The 22,680-nt window shown below is 45.1% G+C and carries 19 protein-coding genes; 14 read left to right on the forward strand and 5 right to left on the reverse strand.

All coding sequences use genetic code 11. From position 1 onward, the window contains the following. Nucleotides 1-48: 48 nt before the first annotated feature. The 4 genes from B5X68_RS01255 to B5X68_RS01270 all read left to right on the forward strand — a co-directional run bounded on the left by B5X68_RS01255 (nucleotide 49) and on the right by B5X68_RS01270 (nucleotide 5,364). Complete coding sequence (locus B5X68_RS01255) at nucleotides 49-1,833, forward strand: ABC transporter ATP-binding protein (protein ID WP_082212865.1); 1,785 nt, start codon at nucleotides 49-51, stop codon at nucleotides 1,831-1,833. A 140-nt stretch (nucleotides 1,834-1,973) separates the two neighbouring features. Next, on the forward strand, nucleotides 1,974-3,554 hold the full coding sequence (locus B5X68_RS01260) for a DUF4394 domain-containing protein (RefSeq protein WP_082212866.1): 1,581 nt from the start codon (nucleotides 1,974-1,976) through the stop codon (nucleotides 3,552-3,554). Nucleotides 3,555-3,827: 273 nt separating this feature from the next. Next, nucleotides 3,828-4,526: a ferritin-like domain-containing protein gene (locus B5X68_RS01265; RefSeq protein WP_082212867.1), complete on the forward strand. Its 699-nt coding sequence runs from the start codon at nucleotides 3,828-3,830 to the stop codon at nucleotides 4,524-4,526. A gap of 19 nt (nucleotides 4,527-4,545) precedes the next feature. Then, the gene (locus B5X68_RS01270; protein ID WP_082212868.1) at nucleotides 4,546-5,364 is read left to right on the forward strand and encodes a ferritin-like domain-containing protein; all 819 of its coding nucleotides are present in this window, start codon (nucleotides 4,546-4,548) and stop codon (nucleotides 5,362-5,364) included. A gap of 91 nt (nucleotides 5,365-5,455) precedes the next feature. Here B5X68_RS01270 and hemA read toward each other — a convergent pair whose 3' ends face one another. Continuing rightward, nucleotides 5,456-6,715 (reverse strand): glutamyl-tRNA reductase, encoded by a 1,260-nt coding sequence (hemA, locus tag B5X68_RS01275; RefSeq protein WP_082212869.1) that lies wholly within the window; start codon nucleotides 6,713-6,715, stop codon nucleotides 5,456-5,458. 206 nt (nucleotides 6,716-6,921) lie between these two features. Between hemA and B5X68_RS01280 the strand changes: the two genes are divergently transcribed. Then, nucleotides 6,922-8,199: a sensor histidine kinase gene (locus tag B5X68_RS01280; protein ID WP_082212870.1), complete on the forward strand. Its 1,278-nt coding sequence runs from the start codon at nucleotides 6,922-6,924 to the stop codon at nucleotides 8,197-8,199. A gap of 8 nt (nucleotides 8,200-8,207) precedes the next feature. Here B5X68_RS01280 and B5X68_RS01285 read toward each other — a convergent pair whose 3' ends face one another. Further along, complete coding sequence (locus tag B5X68_RS01285) at nucleotides 8,208-8,735, reverse strand: hypothetical protein (RefSeq protein ID WP_082212871.1); 528 nt, start codon at nucleotides 8,733-8,735, stop codon at nucleotides 8,208-8,210. Between the two features lie 26 nt (nucleotides 8,736-8,761). After that, on the reverse strand, nucleotides 8,762-9,286 hold the full coding sequence (locus B5X68_RS01290; RefSeq protein ID WP_082212872.1) for a hypothetical protein: 525 nt from the start codon (nucleotides 9,284-9,286) through the stop codon (nucleotides 8,762-8,764). Between the two features lie 38 nt (nucleotides 9,287-9,324). Here B5X68_RS01290 and B5X68_RS01295 point away from each other — a divergent pair, with 38 nt between their 5' ends. The 5 genes from B5X68_RS01295 (at nucleotide 9,325) to gloA2 (ending at nucleotide 14,729) form a co-directional block, all read left to right on the forward strand. Continuing rightward, complete coding sequence (locus tag B5X68_RS01295) at nucleotides 9,325-10,395, forward strand: LuxE/PaaK family acyltransferase (RefSeq protein ID WP_082212873.1); 1,071 nt, start codon at nucleotides 9,325-9,327, stop codon at nucleotides 10,393-10,395. A gap of 239 nt (nucleotides 10,396-10,634) precedes the next feature. After that, on the forward strand, nucleotides 10,635-11,234 hold the full coding sequence (locus tag B5X68_RS01300) for a gluconate 2-dehydrogenase subunit 3 family protein (RefSeq protein WP_082212874.1): 600 nt from the start codon (nucleotides 10,635-10,637) through the stop codon (nucleotides 11,232-11,234). Between the two features lie 72 nt (nucleotides 11,235-11,306). Then, the gene (locus B5X68_RS01305) at nucleotides 11,307-13,025 is read left to right on the forward strand and encodes a GMC family oxidoreductase (protein ID WP_082212875.1); all 1,719 of its coding nucleotides are present in this window, start codon (nucleotides 11,307-11,309) and stop codon (nucleotides 13,023-13,025) included. An 85-nt stretch (nucleotides 13,026-13,110) separates the two neighbouring features. Beyond that, nucleotides 13,111-14,301, forward strand: coding sequence for an acyltransferase family protein (locus tag B5X68_RS01310; protein ID WP_374754804.1), 1,191 nt, complete (start codon nucleotides 13,111-13,113; stop codon nucleotides 14,299-14,301). 38 nt (nucleotides 14,302-14,339) lie between these two features. Next, complete coding sequence (gene gloA2, locus B5X68_RS01315; RefSeq protein ID WP_082213928.1) at nucleotides 14,340-14,729, forward strand: SMU1112c/YaeR family gloxylase I-like metalloprotein; 390 nt, start codon at nucleotides 14,340-14,342, stop codon at nucleotides 14,727-14,729. A gap of 9 nt (nucleotides 14,730-14,738) precedes the next feature. Here gloA2 and B5X68_RS01320 read toward each other — a convergent pair whose 3' ends face one another. Beyond that, complete coding sequence (locus B5X68_RS01320) at nucleotides 14,739-15,221, reverse strand: hypothetical protein (protein ID WP_082212877.1); 483 nt, start codon at nucleotides 15,219-15,221, stop codon at nucleotides 14,739-14,741. Nucleotides 15,222-15,565: 344 nt separating this feature from the next. Between B5X68_RS01320 and B5X68_RS01325 the strand changes: the two genes are divergently transcribed. The 4 genes from B5X68_RS01325 to B5X68_RS01340 all read left to right on the forward strand — a co-directional run bounded on the left by B5X68_RS01325 (nucleotide 15,566) and on the right by B5X68_RS01340 (nucleotide 21,935). Beyond that, the gene (locus B5X68_RS01325; RefSeq protein ID WP_082212878.1) at nucleotides 15,566-17,860 is read left to right on the forward strand and encodes a peptidylprolyl isomerase; all 2,295 of its coding nucleotides are present in this window, start codon (nucleotides 15,566-15,568) and stop codon (nucleotides 17,858-17,860) included. Between the two features lie 80 nt (nucleotides 17,861-17,940). Next, nucleotides 17,941-19,314 carry a peptidylprolyl isomerase gene (locus tag B5X68_RS01330; protein ID WP_170916551.1) on the forward strand — a complete coding sequence of 458 codons (1,374 nt, stop codon included), beginning with the start codon at nucleotides 17,941-17,943 and terminating at the stop codon, nucleotides 19,312-19,314. A 54-nt stretch (nucleotides 19,315-19,368) separates the two neighbouring features. After that, nucleotides 19,369-20,331 (forward strand): AAA family ATPase, encoded by a 963-nt coding sequence (locus tag B5X68_RS01335; protein ID WP_082212879.1) that lies wholly within the window; start codon nucleotides 19,369-19,371, stop codon nucleotides 20,329-20,331. Between the two features lie 14 nt (nucleotides 20,332-20,345). Further along, a complete protein-coding gene (locus B5X68_RS01340; RefSeq protein WP_082212880.1) occupies nucleotides 20,346-21,935 on the forward strand; it encodes an aldehyde dehydrogenase (NADP(+)) in 1,590 nt (529 codons plus the stop codon). Here the strand turns inward: B5X68_RS01340 and truA are convergent. Continuing rightward, complete coding sequence (gene truA / locus B5X68_RS01345) at nucleotides 21,932-22,669, reverse strand: tRNA pseudouridine(38-40) synthase TruA (RefSeq protein ID WP_082213930.1); 738 nt, start codon at nucleotides 22,667-22,669, stop codon at nucleotides 21,932-21,934. The genes B5X68_RS01340 and truA overlap by 4 nt on opposite strands. Nucleotides 22,670-22,680 lie beyond the last annotated feature (11 nt).

Consider the following 22,680-nt stretch of genomic DNA (forward strand, 5'->3'; position numbering starts at 1 on the left):
AGATACTGAAACGCATTTCTAAGATTTTCTCAACACATTATATTATATATGAGTATCTGGCAAATATTCCAGCGTCTGCAACCCTACGTCAAGCCCTATTACAAGCAAATCATTTTTGCGCTTTTTCTAACCTTACTTGGCGCCGTTACAGCCCAGGTGAACCCGTGGGTATTGCGTTACACCGTGGATTCGGTACAGGCGATGCTGGATAAAAAATGGGGGATCATTCAAGGCAAAGAACTGCTGATCCAGATTTCCCTGATCCTTTTTGTGAAGGAGATCGTCAACTCGCTCATTGTATTCGGACAGCGCTATTTTGGTGAAAAGATCAGGATAAAGGTTTCGAGCGATCTTGCCCAGGAGGCAGTGAGCCGCATTTTAACTTACAATCTCGCATTTTACAGCGATAATGAAAATCAAAAAGGCAAGCTGCAGACCCGCATTGATCGCGGCGTGGAAAGTCTTACCAAGCTGATACAAAATTTCTTCATTGACATTCTGCCGCTTTTTGCGAACTCCATTGTCGCGCTCGCGATCATGTTTTCGGCCAACTTTTATGTAGGTAGCATTGCCCTCGCGATTCTACCGATCTACTTCTGGATCAGTTACAAGCAAGCCGGGGAATTGCAGGGAGTCCGGCGCAAACTGAAAAGACAACGGGAAAATAAAAGCAGCGGGCTGATCAACCTGATCGAGTCTATCATCGTCATCAAATCATTCGTAAGGGAGCTATTTGAAGGCGAAAAGCAATATCAGACCCAAATGGAGCTGATGGAAACGCAATTAAAAACCCGGCGCACCAACTTCGCTTATGACGGGATCAAGAGTTTTATAGAACAAATTGGCGTCGTACTGATAATCATTCTTACCGCGTATCTGGTTCTGGATCAGCAAATGTCGATCGGCGCCATTATGTTCCATATCCTGCTTTTTAACAATGTCTCCGCCCCTATCCGCCAGCTGCACAGAATTTACGATGAGATGAACGACGCATTGACCTATTCGGAAGGATTTTTCGACATTCTGGATGCGGACAATGCCGTTGAACAAAGCGGAAAAGTTGTTCCCGACACGATCAAAGGTGATTACGTGCTCAAAGATGTGTCGTTCATGTATCCCAACGGCACAAAAGCATTGTTTAACATTGACGTCAACATTAAAGCCGGGCAAACCACAGCTCTTGTGGGCCTGTCGGGTGCCGGAAAAAGCACATTAATCAACCTTCTGATCGGATTTTACGCCCCTGATTCCGGAACACTAACACTGGACGGCCTTCCGCTGAAAGACTTTGACCTGCCGGCACTCCGCAATTCGATCGGAATGGTTTTGCAGAAAAATCATATTTTCAAAGGCTCTATCGCCGAAAACATCCGTTACGGACAAATGAACGCTTCTCAGGATGAGCTGATTGAAGCCGCCAGAAAAGCTTATCTACATGATCAGATCATGGAGCTGCCAGCGCAATATGAAACTGATGCGCAAATGTTATCCGGCGGGCAGCAGCAGCGCATTGCCATCGCAAGACTTTTCCTCAAAAATCCGCCAGTGATCTTCCTCGACGAGCCTACCGCCAGTCTCGACGCGATTGCAACCGAGCAAATTAAGAACAGTCTGGACGCGATCAAAAAAGGCAGAACGGTTGTCATTATTTCTCACAGCCTTTCCCAGATCCTCGACTCAGACCAGATCTATGTGATGAAAAAAGGACGAATTGCCGAGTTCGGCACGCATGCAGAACTTTACGAAAAAGAAGGTGTATATCGTGAAATTTTCGATGCCTCCGCCAGGAGCCTTAATCTCGATAAGATGATTGAGATGATCACAAAAGACTGATCATCAATTAATAACGAGATTAAAAATGCATTAAAAACCGGCATTTACAGATTAAAATATAATTAAACGGGATTGATCTAAAAGCAGGGATTCAGCGTATGTGGTGTGTCAAATTACTTGTCACACTCAACTCAAATGTTATGAAAATCTCTAAAATTTTGCGATCGGTCTCCGGGAGTTCGCTGCTTCTTGCAGGTCTGGTCTTTGTGAATCAGGCATGTACGGAACAAACACAGGTGGATAACCAACCAGTGCCGTTAGTAAGCCAGCCCAACCAAATTTTTTACGCATTAACAAGCGACAACAAGATTTATGAATTAAATGTACAAAACCCAGGCACACCTATCCGCACGCTCACGATCTCCGCAGGATTAGAGCCAGATGAAAAATTACTAGGGATCGATTTTCGCCCAGCAACAGGCCAGCTTTATGCAGTTGGAAACAAAAACCATATTTACACGGTCAATCTTCGTGCGGACATTAATCCCGGAAAAGTTACGGTGGTAAGTCCCGTTCCATTTAATCCAGGCATCTCCGGACCCGAGGTCGTTGGATTCGATTTTAATCCTACTGTTGACCGCATCCGACTTGTTACCAACACTGCCCAGAACCTACGCCTCCATCCTGAAACCAATGCATTGGTTGCGCTCGATGGCTATTTAAAAGGCTATAATGATGTAAAAGTTGCCGCTGCTGCCTACACAAACAATGTTGCCGGCGCTACGACAACACAACTTTATGACATTGATCCGGACGTTGACAAGCTTTTCCTGCAAATGCCTCCTAATGATGGTGTTTTGAAAGAGGTAGGGCCGCTAGGAATGGACATTCAGGACATTGGCGGATTTGACATTGCCTCAGGGACCAACTTTGCGATTGCATCGGTAAAAGTTAACAACATCTGGGAGCTTGCAGAAGTTAACCTGACGACCGGCTCATTGTTAAAAATCGGTAATCTTCCGGCTGGAAAAATAATTGGTATTGCAATGCCTACAACTCCCGTTGCCTACGCCGTTGACGCTTCGAACAAGCTGTTAATTTTCAACCCAATGAGCGCAGGAACACGCATTGAAAAGCAAATTACGGGCTTGCCAATGGGCGTTAATATCGAAGGAATTGACTTCCGCCCGACCGACGGCAAATTACATGCGTTAGGATCTGACGGAAAACTTTACGGCCTTGACCTTGCCAGCGCTGCAGCAAGAGCACTTGCACCATTACATTATCTGGATGACCCCAACTTCAAGGTGATGGGCACCAGTTTCGGATTCGATTTTAATCCGGTGGCTGACAGGCTGCGCATTGTTAGCAATATGGGCCAAAACCTGAGAATTAATGTATCCAGCGGCATTACGCTTGTAGATGGTGCTTTGAAACTAGTAGCGGGCCCTGGAACCCCGTTTGTGAATGCAGCCGCATATACAAACAGCTTTGCAGGCACAACCAGCACAGTATTGTATGACATTGACAGCGAATCCAACTCGCTATTCAAGCAGAATCCGCCTAATGACGGAGGACTTGAAAAAATTGGTGCATTAGGCGTGGACGTTGATGCGGCCAATGGCTTTGATATCGGCGGAACCACCGGCATGGCTTATGCTTTGCTTACCGTAGGTGGAAACACGGGCCTATATTCAATCAATCTGACGAACGGAAGCGCAACCAAAGTTTCTGATTTTGCCGGATCTGTGAAAGGATTTGCATTAGGATTTGGTCTATAATTAGCCAAGAAAAAAGTGGCGCTATTTAATTATAGCGCCACTTTTTTTATTATTTCTCATTACTATAAAAATACTTTCAACTGAATAGTGCAACGATTTTGCCAAATATCCTTCTTCTGGATTGGATAAATACAAAATTAAAAAATAGTATTCCTAAAAGTTGCAAGATATTTTTTAAAGGATTAATCCAGAGAGAATAATCCACCGTAAGTCTGCCAGGACCAGGTGGGAAATTAACAATGGTTCACAATAAACTTCAAACATTTTCTTGATATGAAAAAAACATTAACTCAACCTTCTGAACCTTCGGACAGCGCAATGCTTGCCAGAGTGGACAGACGTTATTTCCTAAGATCCGCAGGTGTTGCTGCTGCGACGGGAGCTTTCATTCTTGGTGCCTGCACAGAGCAAGATCTGATGTCAGATGACACAGTGGATCTTGGAGAAGGCGATTTCGGTATTTTGAACTACGCTTACGCACTGGAACAACTTGAAGCTGCATTTTACACACAAGTAATGATGACTCCGTATCTGAACATGACAGATATGGAAAAATGGATCCTTACCGATATTCGTGATCACGAAATCGTCCACAGAGAATTTTTCAAAACTGCACTTGGCAGCAAAGCAATCAAAGGACTTACTCCAAATTTTTCGGCTATCGACTTCGCTGATCGCAAGAGCGTTCTTGGTGCTGCAAAATTGTTTGAAGACACAGGCGTTGCCGCTTACAATGGTGCAGGTAAACTGATCAAGGATGTTAACTATTTGTTAGTTGCAGGAAAAATCGTTTCGGTAGAAGCAAGACACGCTTCTGCGATCGCTGATTTGATCAACCCGAACGCATTAGAGTTTGCTGGTGGCCAGATTAACAATATGGGATTGGAAAATGCATTTTCTCCTTCCGTAATATTGAGCGGCGTACAGCCATTTGTAATGGATAAAATTAGTGGAAAAAACCTGCCACGCTAACTCTTAAAAAACTACTGACATGAATATTTTTAGAATATTAGATAGCATTCAACAAGTTGACGGTGACGCTGCGGGCCGCCTTGCGCACACAACCCGTCGCATGTTTATGAACCGCATCGGAAGCTCCCTGGCAACAGTTGCTGTCCCTACTGCATTTGCTGCGGTTGTTAACAAAGCCTACGGCGCAACTCCTTCTGTTACAGAGGTCCTTAATTTCGCACTAACATTAGAATACCTAGAAGAAACATTTTACTTTCAGGCAAACAGAATGACCAACTTTATTCCTGCGGAATATACTTTGGTGTTCTCACAAATTGAAAGACACGAAACGCAACACGTTGACTTTCTGAAAGGCGCTTTGGGCAGCGCAGCCGTTGATCGCCCGCAGTTTGACTTCACTTATGGTGGGGCTTTCCCGGATGCATGGACTAATTTCATGACATTCATCACCATCTCAGCAGCTTTGGAAGACACTGGCGTTCGCGCTTACAAAGGACAAGCTGGTAACCTTATCACTGCTCCTGCAATTCTGGAATACGCATTGCAAGTGCATTCAGTGGAAGCGCGTCACGCTTCATTGGTTAGAAGAATTATCGGTCACTTGAAAAAGGATCCGATGATGAAAGGATGGATCACGCAGGATCAGGGTTTCCCACCAGCAGTTTACAAAGGAGCTACTCCTGAGTCTAACACGGTTCACGCTGGATTGGACGCCGCAACACTTTCCGGAATCGGATCGATCACAAGAGACAACGTTACAGAAGCATTTGACGAACCTTTGACAATGGAAGAGGTTTTGGCAATAGCAGGACCATTTATTAAGAAAATGGGAATGTAAAAGAAACAATTAATTATTGTGGAGGGTAAGGTAATACAAAAGAAAGGATGGCGATTGCCATCCTTTCTTTTTGCTTGATATAAATTCTAAATTAATGTTTCTCTGGTTGTTTTTCTAAATTAAATAGATCATTCAACACGTCGATTAGAGTTTCTGCCTCACCCCTTTTACAAGCCGCTTTCAATTGCAGCACCGGAAGCTTGAGGATCTTTTGCATCATGCTTGTGGTAATGCGCTCTACTTTTTCAAGCTCTGAATCGGAAAGGTTTTTGGTAAAACGTGTCAGCTCTTCTTTTCTGATCTGTTCCAACGCACCTTTCAATTTCTGGATGGTCGGTGAAACGATCATTTCTTTTGACCAGTCATTGAATTCAAGGACTGCTTCGTCGATGATCTCGCGCACATGCGGCACGGCATCAAGACGGCGGTGCAATGCCTCATCCGCTTTGGAACGGATAGAATCAATGGTATAAAGCATTACGCCCGGGATTTCTTCAACTTCCGGTGAAACGCTCCGGGGAACAGAAAGGTCAATAAAATATTTGAATGACATTCCACGCAAGCGAACCATCATTTCTTTGGTAAAGAAAGGCTCGTCACGCACAATGGAGGAAACGATAATGTCAGCTCTGGAAATTTCCGATTCAATATCAGAAAAATCAGCAACGCGGAAACCAAGTTCCTCTGCCAGCTTATCCGATTTATCTCTTGAACGGTTAACGATCGTAACCTCAGCCGTTGCTTTTTGAGCCAGGTTCCGGCACACATCTGCACCAATTTCTCCTAATCCTACGATCAATACTTTTGGATTTGGCATTAGGCCTTCCAGCAATTCTACGGCTGCGTAAGAAATAGAAGCCGCTCCATCCCGGAAAAATGTTTCCTGCGCTACGCGCTTATTGGCAAAGAAAATTGTATGTAAAAGTCTGTGTAAGAAAGGCCCGGCCATATTAAGATCGGCTGACCATTGATATGCATGCTTGATTTGGTTGGGAATCTGCATATCTCCTACAACCTGTGATTGCAAGCCGGTAGCAACCTGAAATAAATGCTGAACGGCACTTTCTCCCTCTGAAAAACGCTCAAAATATGCTTTAAAAGATTCCAGATCAGACACGCCTTTCTGAATTAAGAGCATTTTGATAATCTCCTCATTCAGATCTGTTGTGGCAGAATAATATATTTCGGTACGGTTGCAGGTGGAAACAACAAGGACATCAGAAACATCAAAGAAATCTTTCAGCCTGAGCATCATGCCTTTCGCCTCCGCCTCATTCAATGCAAGCTGTTCCCTGATCGCCAGAGTAGCATTCCGATGTGATAAACTTATTGATTTGAACTGATTATACATCACTGGTTCTTATTCGGTTCACAAAAGTACGGCACAAAACTTACAATAGAAAAGTGTAGAAAGCACCGGAAGTTTATTTAGAAATTTTATAAATAATATTCTTCAAACAGACTCGAATTCTTTCATTGTAGCCTACTAAGCACGAATATTTTACGTTATTTACAGGATATAACATTAACACCGGGAAATGCGTGCCCGGCCATTGAATGATTAGCGAAACTCAAAAGCAAAAGCCTCGTTTCCGTCTGCATCCCGTAGCCATTTTGAACAGTCAGCGCCTGCGCCGTTCGCTGATGGACACGTATGATCAGAAGAGCTTTTACAAATACATTATTGGCATTATCCTGCTTCTATTAAGCATCGGTTCGCTGTTTTATACCGATAAGCTGGTTGAGGAGCTGGAACAACGCGAAGAGCGGGAAGTGCAGCTGTATGCGGAGGGAATGCGATATGTCTTTAACAGTCCGTTCGACGAGAATTTTAATGTGGTTTTTCAGGTAATACAGGATGCGGTCAATTTTTATCAGATCCCTGTGATTTACGTAAATGAAAATAATATCCCAAATCCAAACAAGAACATTGAATTTCCTGCCAACGCCGGTCCTGCCGAGAAAGAAAGGATCATTCAGGACAAACTGGCCGACATGAAGCTTGAACATCCGCCGATTCCGGTTGATCTGGGAAGAGGGCGCACCGGCAATATTTATTACAGCAACTCATTCTTACTCACCCAATTACGATATTATCCATTTTTGCAGCTTTCGGTGATGCTTCTGATCGGTTATCTGGCTTATCTGGCATTCAGTTCGGCACGTAAAGCGGAGCAAAACCGCGTATGGGTTGGTCTCGCCAAAGAAACTGCGCACCAGCTTGGGACACCGCTTTCCTCATTAATGGCCTGGGTGGAGTATTTCAGGAGCGACCCGACCATTGACCCATCCATTGCGGAAGAAATTGAAAAGGATGTGATACGGCTTGAAATGATCACCACGCGGTTTTCAAACATTGGTTCTGTTCCGACATTAAAGGAAGAACCTGTCACCGAAATTGTAACGAACTTTATCAGTTACCTTGAAAAACGTGTTTCGTCCAAGGTTAAGTTTTCTGTCTTCAATGAGCTTGCAGACGAACAGACGGCACTGATCAATAAAAACCTGTTTGAATGGGTAATTGAAAACGTTTGTAAGAACGCTGTCGATGCGATGGGTGGGATAGGTGAAATTAACGTAACGCTTCAAGCGCCGCCCAACACGAAGGAAATCTGGATTGACATTGCCGATACAGGAAAAGGAATGAGTAAGGCCAACATGAACAAAATATTCAATCCGGGATTCAGCACCAAAAAACGCGGCTGGGGATTGGGCTTAACATTGGCCAAAAGGATTATTGAAAACTACCACTCAGGAAAACTTTTTGTTAAAAGCTCCGAAATTGGCAAGGGAACAACTTTCAGGATTTCGCTGAATGCGAATATCATTGAATAGGGAGTTTGCTATCTGTAACCGGGAACTGTAATAATATCTGTTTCAACCTGGTTGCTGTAATGCAATGCCCTGTCCCGAATCCTGACCTTGAATTTCTGTTCAACGTCCACGGAAGTATTTCCATAAGGCCGGTAAACCTTTAAATCAAGCTTCCCTTTTATTGCTCCGGGCTTGCCATCCGGTTTCAAGATCGGCATCCACATTACGGAATCAATAGATAAAATTCGCTCATCCCAGGATCCATTCGGCTGTTTCGTCAGCGTAACGAGTTCATAATTGCCTGTTTTTCCGTAAGGTGCTTTAAAATCATCATTGGAACGCTCATCAGCCGTTGCACCAAGATCGCCTTCCTTATCCTCAAATGTCACGGTAATGGTCACAGTCTCCCGCAGTTTCTTATTAGTTGCCAGATCTGTTTCAGTCAATTGGTCAATGGACGCATACTCAATCCTGGGAACAGAATCAAAATCAGGCGTTGGAAGACAACCCGATAAAGAAGCACAAAATGCGATTAGTAAAGCACTGCCACCTTTCATAGTCAATCGATTGAATGTCCGAAATGTTAACGGTAACCTGGCACCTGAATGCTGTCCGTCTGGATCTGATCGCTCACATGCAAAGCCCTGTCACGGATACGCACTTTAAACCTCACGTAAACCGGAACTGTGCTGTTACCATACAAAAAGCTGGTATTGAGGTCTATCTTACCCCTGATCGGACCTGGCTTGCCATCTGGCTTCAAAATGGGCATCCATTTATACTGGTCTTCTGCCAGAATCGACTCCGTCCATTTGCCGTCAGCTCCTTTCCTGGCAGTAACCAGCTCATAATTGCCCCAATTTCCATATGGCCTTACAAATGAAGAATCTGAACGCTCATCGGCAGAAACGCCGAGGTCCCCGTCACCGTCCTCGAAATCGATGGTGATGATCACATTTTCACGGACCTTTTTTCCGTCGGAATCGAACTCGGGCTCTTGGTCAATGCCGTTGTAGTATATTTTAGGTGTATCGCTGAAGTCTGGGATATCCACACAGCTAAATGCTCCTGCTGCTAAAATGATGAATAGGGAAACTTTCAATTGCATATTAACTTTGTATTTATATTTCTACGAAAGTAACTGTATTGGAACTTCAAAACAACAAATTACAAACCGAAAAACGGCAGGCTCTACGCAAGCGTATCCTGAGTTTGAAACCGTCTGATTTTGAGCACCTTGCATTGGACATTTTCCGTTATCAAGCGCTTAATAATCCGGTTTATCACCATTATATCAACAACCTGAACATTAATCCGGATCAAGTAACCCGCCTGACCGACATTCCCTTTCTGCCCGTTCAGTTTTTCAAGAACCACATTATTAAGAGTGTCGGACCGCCGGGCGGCGAGCCGCCCGCAGCCTCTGCTATTTTTCAAAGCAGCGGCACAACAGGACAACAAACAAGTCAGCACCATTTGTTCGATGAGACATTATATAAAACTGTCTCAGCGCGCATTTTTCAGCAAAATTTTGGTGATCTCAATCAGTTCCATATTCTGGCACTGCTTCCGTCATATCTTGAACGAAACAACTCTTCGCTCGTGTATATGATGCAACATTTTATTGATGAAAGCCAGTCAGAATTGTCAGGTTTTTATCTTAAAAATGTGGAAGAACTGCTCCAAACGCTCACTTTTCTGGCTGGCAATCCGGATGGCCGGAAGGTGCTTTTGCTGGGGGTAACATTTGCGCTGCTTGACCTTGCCGAAAGCGACCATGATCTGTCCTTTTTGAGAAAAATAAAAAACCTTACGGTCATGGATACTGGCGGCATGAAAGGCCGGCGGCAGGAGCTTTTGCGAGAGGAAGTGCATGACATTCTTACCAGCCGGCTTTATGTCGACAAGATCCACTCGGAATACGGCATGACAGAAATGCTTTCTCAGGGCTATTCACACGGTTCCGGATTGCTCGTTCCGGGTTTTTCCATGCGGATTTTGTTGCGGGATATCAATGATCCGTTCGCTATTTACGATCATAATATCACGAGTTCCAAAACAGGCGGCATCAATGTGATCGACCTCGCTAATCTCGACAGCTGCTCATTTATAGAAACACAGGACCTTGGAAGATTCGGCGAAAACGAGGGCTCATTTTACGTCATGGGGCGCTTTGATAATTCTGACATCCGCGGTTGCAATTTAATGGTAATCTAAGTCGTTCACTCTTGCGGCATGGAGTTGAGGATCATGCTAAAAAAGTACACATTAATGCTTTTTTAATAATTCACAGCATATTGATTGTGAATTACATAGCAGATTTAAACATTATATAGAATTGTTCTAAGAGCCCGTGAATAGAGAATATTTCATAAATTAGCAGGCTTTTAAAAATTGCATTAATCAAATGTATTATTACACTTTGGATTGTTAACCTATCATATAAAGTATATCAAATGAAAAGACGTGATGCCCTTGGTCGTGTGGCACTTTTAATGGGCGGTGCACTTTCTGCCCCCACCATGCTGGCTTTTCTGGAAAGCTGCAAGAAAGCTTCGGATACTGCCACCGGAATTACATTTCCGTTTACCCCGGAAAGGCAGGCGCTGATTGCAGAGGTTACCGAAATTATTATTCCAAAGACAGATACGCCGGGAGCAAAAGAAGCGAAGGTCGGTGAGTTTATTGAAAAAATGATGAAGGATTGCTATTCCGAACCCGAGCAGAAAAGTTTCAATAGTGGATTGGAAGAGTTGGAAAAGAAGGATTTTATGAAAGCAACGCCGCAGGAACAAACAGCTATCCTGACAGAGATGGAAAAAGCGTCGAAAACGGATCTTGCCAAAGCGGACACCGAAAAGAAAAAATACACCGAAGCCGGAAAAGAATATACAGACGCACCTGTGCCGTTTTTCCGTCTTTTGAAAGAACTAACCTTGTTAGGCTATTTCACATCGGAGCAAGGAGCTACGCAAGCACTTGAATACGTGGCAGTTCCAGGCCGTTATGATGGTTGCATTGACTATAAGCCGGGACAAAAAGCCTGGGCGTTGTAAGCGGCGCCCGCTGAAATTTCTTTTCATAAGGCCGCTAACTGGCCAAGTCATTAAAATCGAAAAATATTCATCATGAATTTGAACATAAAAGCAGCGAAACAAACCACATACGACGCAATCGTGGTTGGATCGGGAATCAGCGGCGGCTGGGCAGCAAAAGAATTAACTGAAAAAGGCTTAAAAGTGGTGATGCTGGAAAGAGGTCGCGACATTAAGCACATTACCGATTACAAAACGGCAACCCTGGCCCCCTGGGAATTTGAGCACAGGGGCCGCGTTACCACGATTGCGAAAGAGCAATACTGGGCAGGGATGAGGACAGGTTATACGGCCAATGAAGAATGGGCGTATCTATTTGAGAACGACAAAGAAAACCAATACGAAGAAACCCGCAAGTTTGACTGGATCCGTGCCTATCACGTAGGCGGACGTTCGCTGCTGTGGGGACGCCAAAGCTATCGCTTGAACCCGATGGATTTCGAAGCGAATGCAAAAGATGGCATCGCGGTCGACTGGCCGATCCGTTATAAAGACATCGCGCCGTGGTATGATTACGTGGAAAAATTTGCAGGGATCAGCGGTGCAAAAGACGGTCTGGATGTATTACCAGATGGAAATTACCTGCCTCCTATGCAGATGAACTGCGTGGAAAAGCACGTAAAAGGCGAAGTGGAGAAGAAATTCGCAGGCCGTCATATCATTATGGGACGTGCTGCGCACCTTACGCAACCACAAGCTTTCCATACAGAGCTGGGACGCGCTGCTTGTCAGTTCCGTAACATGTGTATGCGCGGATGCCCTTATGGAGCATATTTCAGCACGCAATCCGCCACGCTTCCTGCTGCGCAAAAAACGGGTAACCTTACATTGGTGCCTGATTCTATCGTTTCAGAGGTGATTTACGACGATAAATTGGGCAAAGTAACCGGTGTACGCGTGATCAACCAGAACACGCTGGAAACCAAAGAATATTATGCGAAGATCATTTTCATGAATGCTTCTGCAATCGCTTCTGCTTCTATATTAATGAACTCCAAGTCGAAACGCTTTCCGAATGGTTTGGGTAATGACAGCGATCAGCTGGGACGTAACATTATGGACCACCATTTGGCAGTTGGCGCGAGAGGTGATGTGGATGGTTTTGAAGACAAATATTATTTTGGAAGACGCGCAAACGGGATCTACATTCCACGTTACCGCAACTGGGGCGACGACAAACGTGATTACATCCGTGGATTTGGTTACCAGGGAGGCGCAAGCCGCGAAAGCTGGGGACGCGGCGTAGGAACGGATGGTTTTGGTGCCGATTTCAAAAAATCACTTTCTGAGCCGGGCGGATGGAATATGAACATCCAGGGCTTTGGTGAAATGATCGCTGATGAAAAGAACCGGTTCACGTTGCACCCGACTAAAAAAGACAAATGGGGACTTCCTCTTGTCGTTTTCGATGCGGCCTATGGTGAAAACGAAAGAAAAATGCGTGTAGACATGATGAATGACGCAGCGGAAATGCTGGAAGCAGCAGGCTTGAAAAACGTAACACCATACATTGACGATTCGAAGCACCCAGGCATTGGTATCCACGAAATGGGAACAGCCAGAATGGGTAATGATCCAAAAACATCTGTTTTGAACAAAAACAATCAGGTTTGGGGCGCGGAGAATGTATATGTAACTGACGGCGCATTCATGACTTCTGCATCTTGCGTAAATCCATCGCTTACTTATATGGCAATGACAGCCCGTGCAGCCGACCACGCAGTAAAGGAGCTTAAAAAGATGAATGTTTAGTTAAACGATATTTTGGAATCAAAAACCTCGCTGGGTAAATCCGGCGAGGTTTTTTCTTTTATGCTCTGACTAAACCCTTCGAAATTTGAAAGAGTATATACCCGCTCCGAAACGTGTTTCATCCATTGACGCTTACCGCGGATTTGTAATGTTCCTGATGATGGCCGAAGTGCTGCGATTGGGCAAAGTTGCGGAAGCCTTTCCCGGCAGTGCTTTCTGGGCATTCCTGGATTTTCACCAAAGCCACGTAGAATGGGTAGGCTGTTCGCTGCACGACATGATACAACCATCTTTTTCATTCTTGGTTGGCGTGGCCCTTCCCTACTCCATTGCCAGCCGCGCCAGCAAAGAGCAAAGCACAACGGTGATGTGGCTGCACACATTCAGAAGATCGCTGACATTGATTTTGCTAGGTATTTTTCTGCGGTCCATGCACAGCGAACAGACCAATTTCACCTTTGAAGATACATTGACACAGATCGGTTTGGGTTATCCCATCCTCTTCGCGCTCGGCTTCACGGGCGAACGCACGCAGTGGGGCGCATTGGCGGGAATATTGTTCGCTTACGGGTTAGCATTTGCCTTATACAGCCTGCCGGGCCCCTACTTCGACTGGTCTGAAACGGGCAATGTGGCTAACTGGGAGCATAATTTGAAGGGTTTCGCTGCGCATTGGAATAAGAATACAAACATCGCATGGGCTTTTGACCGCTGGTTTCTCAATTTATTCCCACGCCCTGAGCCATTCAGATTTAACGGAGGTGGATATAGTACATTGAGTTTTATCCCGACATTGGGAACAATGATCCTGGGCCTCATCGCCGGCAAATGGCTGAAATCTGCAACTTCCTCCTCTACGTGGCTGCTCAAACGCCTCGCCATATCAGCAGCAATCCTTCTCGCACTTGCCCTGATCCTGAATTTCACTGGCCTGAATCCAATCGTAAAAAGGATCTGGACGCCTGCATGGACATTGTTTAGCGGCGGAATATGTATGCTTTTTCTAGCTGGGTTCTATTTTCTTGTGGATGTTAACCAAAGACAAAAGTTCTTTTTCCCGCTCATTGTCATTGGCACGAACTCCATTGTGGCATACGTGATGGCGGAAACTATCGTCAGTTTCATAGACAGCTCATTCCGTATCAATGTAAGCCAGCATTACGACCTGGTTTTTGGCCAGAATTATCAGCCTCTTGTTCGCGGCGCTATAATTTTGCTTGTAGAATGGGCGATCCTTTACTGGCTTTATGTAAGAAAGATATTTATCAGGATTTAGAATTTACGGCCTATATTTGGACTTCACAGTCAAGCATTATGCAATTACTGAAAGCCGTTCACCACATTGCCATCATTTGTTCGGATTACGACAAATCGAAGCGCTTTTATACCGAAATTTTAGGGTTTGAGATTGAAAGGGAAGTTTTTCGGGAAGAAAGAAGCTCGTACAAGCTGGACCTGTCACTGAACGGCCAGTATATTATTGAGCTGTTTTCTTTTCCCGATCCACCTAAACGACCGTCAAGGCCGGAGTCGACCGGGTTAAGGCATATTGCTTTTCAGGTGGATGACATTGAACTGGCGATTGCGCAGTTACGACGAAAGCATATTGAAACGGAAGCAATAAGGATTGATGAGTTTACCGGTAAGAAATTTACGTTTTTCTCCGATCCGGACGATCTTCCGATTGAGTTATATGAAATCTGAAATTGAAGGTTACGCTGCCGCGATGTAGCCAATCCGGCTTCTGGTTCCTAATTCGAGCTTGCTTAAAGCCTCATAAAACTCAGAAATTCTTACCAGATGTTCGTCTAGCATTATCCTCGCCTCAGAATCTTTGTCAACGTAAGTGCGGAGCATTTTATAAAGCTGCAAGGTTGCTGCTTCAATCTTTTTGAGGCATGTTGCAATTTGTTCTTTCTCCTCAACATCTTCCAGCATTTTTAATGCTGTCCTGGCAGCTATGTGATTGGTATCACCTAACTCTTTGTCGGTAAGGAAACATTTAAAATAATCGTAGATCCACCTGATCTCTTTCTGGAACAATAAGGCACTTACATGGCCCTGACTGAGGATGCGCCGGCAAGGGCCCATGCTATCTTTTTTCAATGCCTCCAAATAAAGAAGTTCCCTGGTTTTCTGTTCGATCCACAATGCTCTGATTGCCTGAACGAAGTCGCGTTTTCTACTATCTTCCATAACCAATATTTTAAGAACTACTTTTGCCCCCTTTTGACAAAAAAATTGTGCCTGTAATGTAGAAAAACGACGTTTATCGTTATTGAAACAAATATTCACCAAGGAGTACAAAAAAAGATGTATCGCAACCGAATTCGCATTTGCGGATACATTTTGAAATTCCTCAGTGTGGCGATCACACCATACCCGGTTCCCATACGCTGTGGAATGTAGCAGAACAAATCGCGTGCCGGAACGTTATATTTTTGATCTGTTGGGAAAGCGTCTAACTTTGCCGGCTTTACCAGCGTCCATCCGGCAGCTATTTGGTGCCGAAAGCTCCTTAAAAAATTCGATTCATAAACATGCTTAAGATAAAATACAACATTGCCCTGCTTGCACTTCTGGCTGTAAGCTCCTGTAAAACAACCGCACCTCCTCAACAAATAGTAGTAACTGAAACGCCTGCATTACTGGAAATAGGCAATGAGAAATTTTCAATAGAGGATTACCAGGATTCGTATAACAAAAACAAAAATGCTTCTGATTCGACGCGTGAATTAACCCCGGAAGAATATTTTAACTTATATAAAGACTTAAAAATAAAGGTCCTGCACGCCAAAAACGAAGGAAAGGATACAACTCAGGATTACAAGGAAGAAATCACATCTTATCGCGAGCAACTCGCAAAAAATCATCTGGTTGATAAGTCGCTGGTCGAAAAACTATCCAATGAGGCTTATAACAGACTAAAACAGGAAGTTAGGGCCTCGCATATTTTGATAGGCGTTTCCGAAGACGCTTCACCGGCCGACACATTGGAAGCTTACCGTGCAGCCATTGCTTTACGCGGAAGATTGGAGGAAGGCAACGATTTCGGAGACCTGGCCGCCAAGTTTTCGAAGGACCCGGTTGCTTCGAAAACCAAAGGCGATCTTGGCTATTTCACCGCTTTTCAAACCCTTTATCCGATTGAAACAGCTGCATATACATTGCCGGTCGGCAGGGTTTCCCAGCCCGTGCGCACGAAAGCGGGTTATCATTTGGTAAAAGTAATGGATCGCCGATCAAACCGCGGAATGGTGCGGATCGCGCACATTATGGTTCAGCAGGACACTGCCGGAACTGCTGCTCAAAAAGAATCGGCAAAAGCGCGGATTGATGAAGCATATGGTTTACTGGAAAGTGGCGAGGACTGGGAAGCCGTGGTAGAAAGTTTTTCGGATGACAAACAATCCAGAAAGAACAGAGGACTGCTGCCGATGTTCGGTATAGGCCAGATGGTGCCGGAAATAGAAGACGCTGCTTTCGCTTTGACAAAAGTGAACGGATATTCCAAGCCCGTACTCACAATGTACGGCTGGCACATTGTAAGACTCGTTGAAAAACGCTCGCTGGAACCTTACAACGTCATGGCGCCATCGCTGAGAAAGAAAGTGGTAACGGATTCCAGAGGAAAAATCCTGGAACAGGCCAATGCAAAAAGGTTGAGAGAAAAATATAAGGTCCAGGAATTTGCAGATCAATGGAATGCGGTTGCAACACTGGGTGACAGTACTATTAAGACAGGAAACTGGGATTATCTGAGAGCCGTCTCAACAGATTGGGCTTCCGTTGCGTTATTTAAAATTGAGGATCAGTCGTATGACGCACTGGGTTTTTTGAATTATGTAAAAAGAAAGCAGCAGGTGAAAGCAAAAGATGCCTCGCCAGCTGTTGTTTTCCGCAAATATTACAACGATTATCTGACAGAAAGCCTTGCAGAGTACGAGAAACAGCATTTGGAAGAAACCAACGCTGAATTTCGCAGTTTAATGAATGAGATCAAGGAAGGCGTGTTACTTTCACAGGTTATGGAAGAGAATGTGTGGGGTCGCTCGTTAACCGATTCAACAGGCCAGAAAGCGTTTTACGACCGGAATAAAGATCGTTACCAGTTCCCCGAGCGCGCTTTGGCCACGATCGTTTCCGCAAAAGACACGCAAACCGTTAATGCAATAAAAAGGACACTGACACAAAGCCCTTACAAGCTGGAAAGAAGGTCGAAGGAGATTCTATTTGGAGCCAATGCAACAGAAGTTGAAAATGAGCAACTTGATGCGCTAACGGACGTTTATATTGTAATGGAAAAGAATCCTGATTACATTGTAGAAATTGCCGGTTACAGATCAGCGGATGAAAATGAGATGACTTCTGCGAACCGGATCAGGAATGTTGTGAAATATTTAAATGGAAGGAACATTCCGATTTTAAGGATCATTGAAAAAGACTATGGGTCGTTCAGGCAGGCTGCCGAGGCGGATCGCAACCGGCGCGTCAGCTTCCAGTTTTACAGCCAGTCGAAAAGCGACGTTGAAAAACTGTACAATGCCGGTAAGCCCGAGGCCGTTATGATCAGGGATGGTTATTTCACAAAGGAAAATCCATTATTTACAAAATTTAAATGGCAGACAGGTGAGCAGACTGTCACGGATAACAACATGGTTATCTGGACTTCCGTACAAAAAATAGAGCCTTCACGGGGCAAGACATTTGCTGAAGCGCGGGGCAGCGTGATCAACGATTACCAGAAAGAACTGGAAAAGCAATTGGTAAACCGGTTGCAGGAAAAATTCCCTGTGAAAGTGAATGCACAAGAATTAGAAAAAATTAAGCGTTAACCGTATTTTAGCATTTCGTAAGCCGTTTTGTTACCAAAACCACATTAACCCGAACAGATCAAGGAGAATCAAATAAACGTATGAAAATAAATAAAGTAATGGCGCCCGGTCTGATAGCAGTATTCTCGCTGTTTTTCAGTCTCATCAGTTTCGGACAGGGCCAGCAGGGTGTGAGCATTGATAAGATCATTGCAAGGGTTGACAATCACTACATTTTGAACTCCGAATTGGAGGAAATGTACACGCAATACAAAGCCGAAGGACGCGCAGCTCCTGAAAAATGCCAGCTTCTGGAATCCCTTATCATCAATAAAATGCTTCTTGCCAAAGCTGAGATCGACTCGGTTGTTGTGGAAGACAAAGAAGTAGACGGCGAGCTGGATGCCAAAATGGGCTACATGGTGCAGCGTTTCGGTTCCGAAAAGAACATTGTGGAAGCCTACGGCAAGAGCATTGAAAACCTGAAAAGCGAATTGCGCACGCAGGTTAAGGAGCAAAAGATCGTTGAAAAAATGCAGCGGACCATTTCCGGTAATGTTAAAATAACGCCGAGCGAAGTGCGCAAGTTTTTTAATTCCATTCCAAAAGACAGTCTTCCGTACATTCCCTCCGAGGTGGAAATTGGCCACATTGTGAAATTGGGAACGGTTACGCGTGAGCAAAAGGATAAATTAAGACAGCAATTGCTCGAACTGAAGCAACGCGCAGAAAAAGGAGAAGACTTTGCGACATTGGCACAGATCTATTCAGAAGACCTTGGATCGGCGAAAAACGGCGGTGATTTGAACTTCGCGAAACGCGGTGCAATGGTCCCGGAGTTTGAAGGAGCAGCGTTATCGCTGAAACCAGGTGAAATGTCGGACATTGTTGAATCGCAATTTGGTTTTCACTTGATCAAGCTCATCGAAACACGCGGTGCGGAATATCACGCAAGACACATCCTGCTTCGCCCGGATTACAACAAGGGAACGGACATGACCTCTGCAATCCGGTCACTGGACAGCCTGAGGAACCTGATCGAAATTGACACATTGAAATTCGCGAAAGCCGCTTTGGATAACTCAGAAGACAAAGAAACGGCCGAATCGGGCGGTTTGATCATGGATAGGAACACCGGCCTTGCACGCCTTACACTGGATGCTTCCATGGACCCGGCACTGTATTTTGCTATTGATACTATGAAAGTTGGCGACCTGAGCAAGCCGGTTGCTTATCGTACAGAAGACGGAAGAAGCGCAATGCGTATCCTTTGGTACAAAAGCAAATCTGAACCGCATACGGCCAACCTGCGTGACGATTACGAAAAACTCGCCCAGATCGTGCTGAGTAACAAACGGAATAATGCATTGGAAGAATGGTTTAAAAAAGCACAGGGTGATGTTTTCATCAGCATCGAACCCGAATATAAAGATTGCAAGGTGCTCGGTTTAGAAGCTCTGGCAAATGATATTTAGCTTTTTTAAGTAAGCATTGCGGTTAAAGGACTTGAAAATCTAATCTGACAAATTGTGAAGTATTCATCGGACGTTGAAGCTGCCGAAGCTATGAAAATAGCTTATGATAAAATCCGGAGTGAAATTGGAAACGTAATAATCGGACAGGATGAGGTTGTTAAAGGATTGCTTACCGCCATTTTCTGTCAGGGCCATTGCCTCCTGGTAGGCGTTCCCGGCTTAGCGAAGACACTTCTTATCCAGACGATTGCATCTTCACTCGATCTCAATTTCAACCGGATCCAGTTCACGCCTGATTTAATGCCTTCCGACATTCTGGGTTCGGAGACATTGGACCAGAACCGCAATTTCAAGTTCATTAAAGGGCCTGTTTTTGCCAACATTATCCTGGCCGATGAGATCAACCGGACGCCGCCCAAAACGCAATCCGCACTTTTGGAAGCAATGCAGGAATATTCGGTGACCATTGCCGGTGCAAAACATGCATTAGAGCGTCCATTCTTTGTTTTGGCCACCCAAAACCCGATTGAACAGGAAGGAACTTATCCGTTGCCGGAAGCCCAGCTTGACCGCTTTATGTTCATGATCCAGCTGGATTATCCGTCTTATGCTGAGGAGGTGAATATCGTTAAAAATACTACGAACGACGTTCGCTACCAGGTTCAGAAGGTGGTTTCTGCCGAGGAGATCATGGATTTCCAACATTTGGTAAGACGCGTGCCGGTAACCGATCATGTTATTGAATACGCAGTAAAACTGGTTCACAAAACCAGACCAGCTGCCGGACTTGCGGTAAAAGATACAAACGACTATCTCGACTGGGGCGCGGGCCCGCGCGCTTCTCAGGCGCTTATCCTGGCTGCAAAATGTAATGCATTGCTTTCCGGAAAATATTCGCCAGATATTGAAGATGTAAAGGCAGTTGCATTGCCCGTTTTACGTCACAGAATTATCCGGAATTTCAAGGCCGAGGCCGAAGGAATTTCTGTGGATGACCTCATTGCACGTCTCGTCTGACACAATCTTAACTTATGGAAATCAAAGGTAAAAACTACATTGGCTATTCACTTTCTAGCCAGGGCGAACGTACATTTCAATCCTATGTGCCCGCCAAAGACACATTTCTCCCTGAAAATTTTCATAAAGCTACGGCCGAGGAAGTAGAGCAGACAATGTTGCTTGCTAACAAGGCATTTGGTGAATACGCAAAAACTCCTGCTGCAAAAAGAGCAGATTTCCTGATTGCTATAACCGAAGAAATCATGGCAGTCGGCGATATTTTGCTGGAAAGGGCCAATCTGGAAACCGGCCTGCCCGTCGCGCGCCTCCAGGGTGAACGCGCCCGCACGATCAACCAGCTTACACAATTTGCTGAACTGCTTCGTGAAGGTTCGTGGGTGGATGCATCCATCGACACCGCCCTACCCGATCGCTCCCCGGTTCCAAAACCCGACATTCGCAAAATGCTCGTTCCCATCGGGCCGGTCATCGTTTTCGGTTCCAGCAATTTTCCTTTTGCCTATTCTGTGGCTGGTGTGGATACAGGCCCGGCTTTGGCAGCTGGAAATCCGGTTATTGTGAAGGCCCACGCCGCACATCCGGGCGTAAGCGATCTCACGGCGCAGGCAATTGTGAAAGCCGCGCAGAGGACGGGTATGCCTGATGGTGTTTTTTCCATGCTATATGATGATGGTTTTGAAGTCGGAAGTGCATTGGTGAAACATCCTGCGAGCAAGGCCGTTGGTTTCACAGGCTCGATGAAAGGTGGAATGGCGTTGTTCAAAATGGCGCAGGAACGCGAAGAACCCATTGCCGTTTTTGCCGAAATGGGCAGCGTTAACCCAATTGTTGTGCTGCCAAAATATCTGGAACACAATGCATTGGAGCTAGGAAAAACCCTCGCCGGTTCGGTAAGCCTTGGCGCAGGTCAGTTCTGCACCAATCCCGGACTTGTTTTTGTAACCAAAACGCAGGGTTTGATCGCATTTATCGATTCTTATAAAACTGAGATCTTGAAAACCACCTCTGCTACAATGTTAACAGCGGGCATTTGTAAAAATTACTACAAGCTTCGCGATCATGCATTCGAACAGCAAGACGTCAATGTACTAGCCGTTTCCGAGCAGATGTCTGACGGAGAAAATCAGGCTCAGGCATCCATAGCAACGGTTTCGGGTGAAAGTTTCATTGCCAATCCAAAATTACACGAAGAAATTTTCGGGCCGTTTTCACTGCTTGTCATTTGTGAGAATACACAGGAGATGCTGGAAGCGATCTCCAGCCTGAAAGGGCAACTTACCTGCTCGCTAATGGCAGAAGAAAGTGAAGTGGAGGCATATGCCGGGATCGTTAATAAACTTGCTAAAATCTCAGGTCGCTTCATCCTCAATGGTGTTCCAACGGGTGTTGAGGTTTGTCCTTCCATGCATCACGGTGGCCCTTTTCCAGCGACAGCGGATGCAAGGTTCACTTCGGTTGGCCGGGATTCCATTCTGCGTTTTGTCCGCCCGCAATCCTTCCAGGGATGGCCGGATGCGCTTTTACCTGATGAATTGAAAAATGGTAATCCGCTTGGTATTTTCCGTTTGGTTAATAATCAATTTAGTAATGATGCGATTTAGATAAAATCATAGCCCACTTCAACCAGGAAAAGACCGTCCGCAGGAGCCTGAGCACCAGCTACTTTTCTGTTTTTTGCCAGAATAATTTCTTCAAATTCCGCCACAGTTCGCTTGCCTTTCCCTACGTCCAGCAACGTCCCTACCAATGCGCGGACCATCCCGCGCAGGAAACGATTGGCACGAATGTGAAAGATCAGCATGTCCTCGGAATCAATCCAGATCGCTTCAGTAATGGTGCACCTGAAATTGTTGACCTGGGTGTGAATCTTGCTAAAGCTCTCGAAATCATTGTGTTTCAAAAGTAATGCAGCGGCCTCATTCATGAGATCAACATTTAGCTCAGCTCTTAGCATATAGCTCAAATCGGTCAAAAAAGGGTTTTTGCGCTTTGTTATTCGGTATTCGTACTTCCTGTGTGTTGCTGCGAAACGAGAGTTGATATCGACAGGCACTTCAATGATCCGCCTCACCGCAATATCCCTGGGAATGAGCCCGTTGAGCTTGTAGATCAACAACTCCGCATCTTCTATTCGATTTTCTAAATCAAAATGCGCAAATTGTTGTTCTGCATGTACGCCGGTGTCAGTCCTGCTACTGCCTGTGATTTCAATGGGTAAACGAAGGACTTTTGCGAGCGCTTCTTCCAGGACCTGTTGGACGCCCAATGCATTGTTTTGTTTTTGCCAGCCGTTGTAGGCAGTTCCTTTATAGCTGAATTCGAGAAAATAGCGCATTTTGCAAAAGT

It is taken from the genome of Dyadobacter psychrophilus (genome assembly GCF_900167945.1).
GTDB lineage: Bacteria > Bacteroidota > Bacteroidia > Cytophagales > Spirosomataceae > Dyadobacter > Dyadobacter psychrophilus.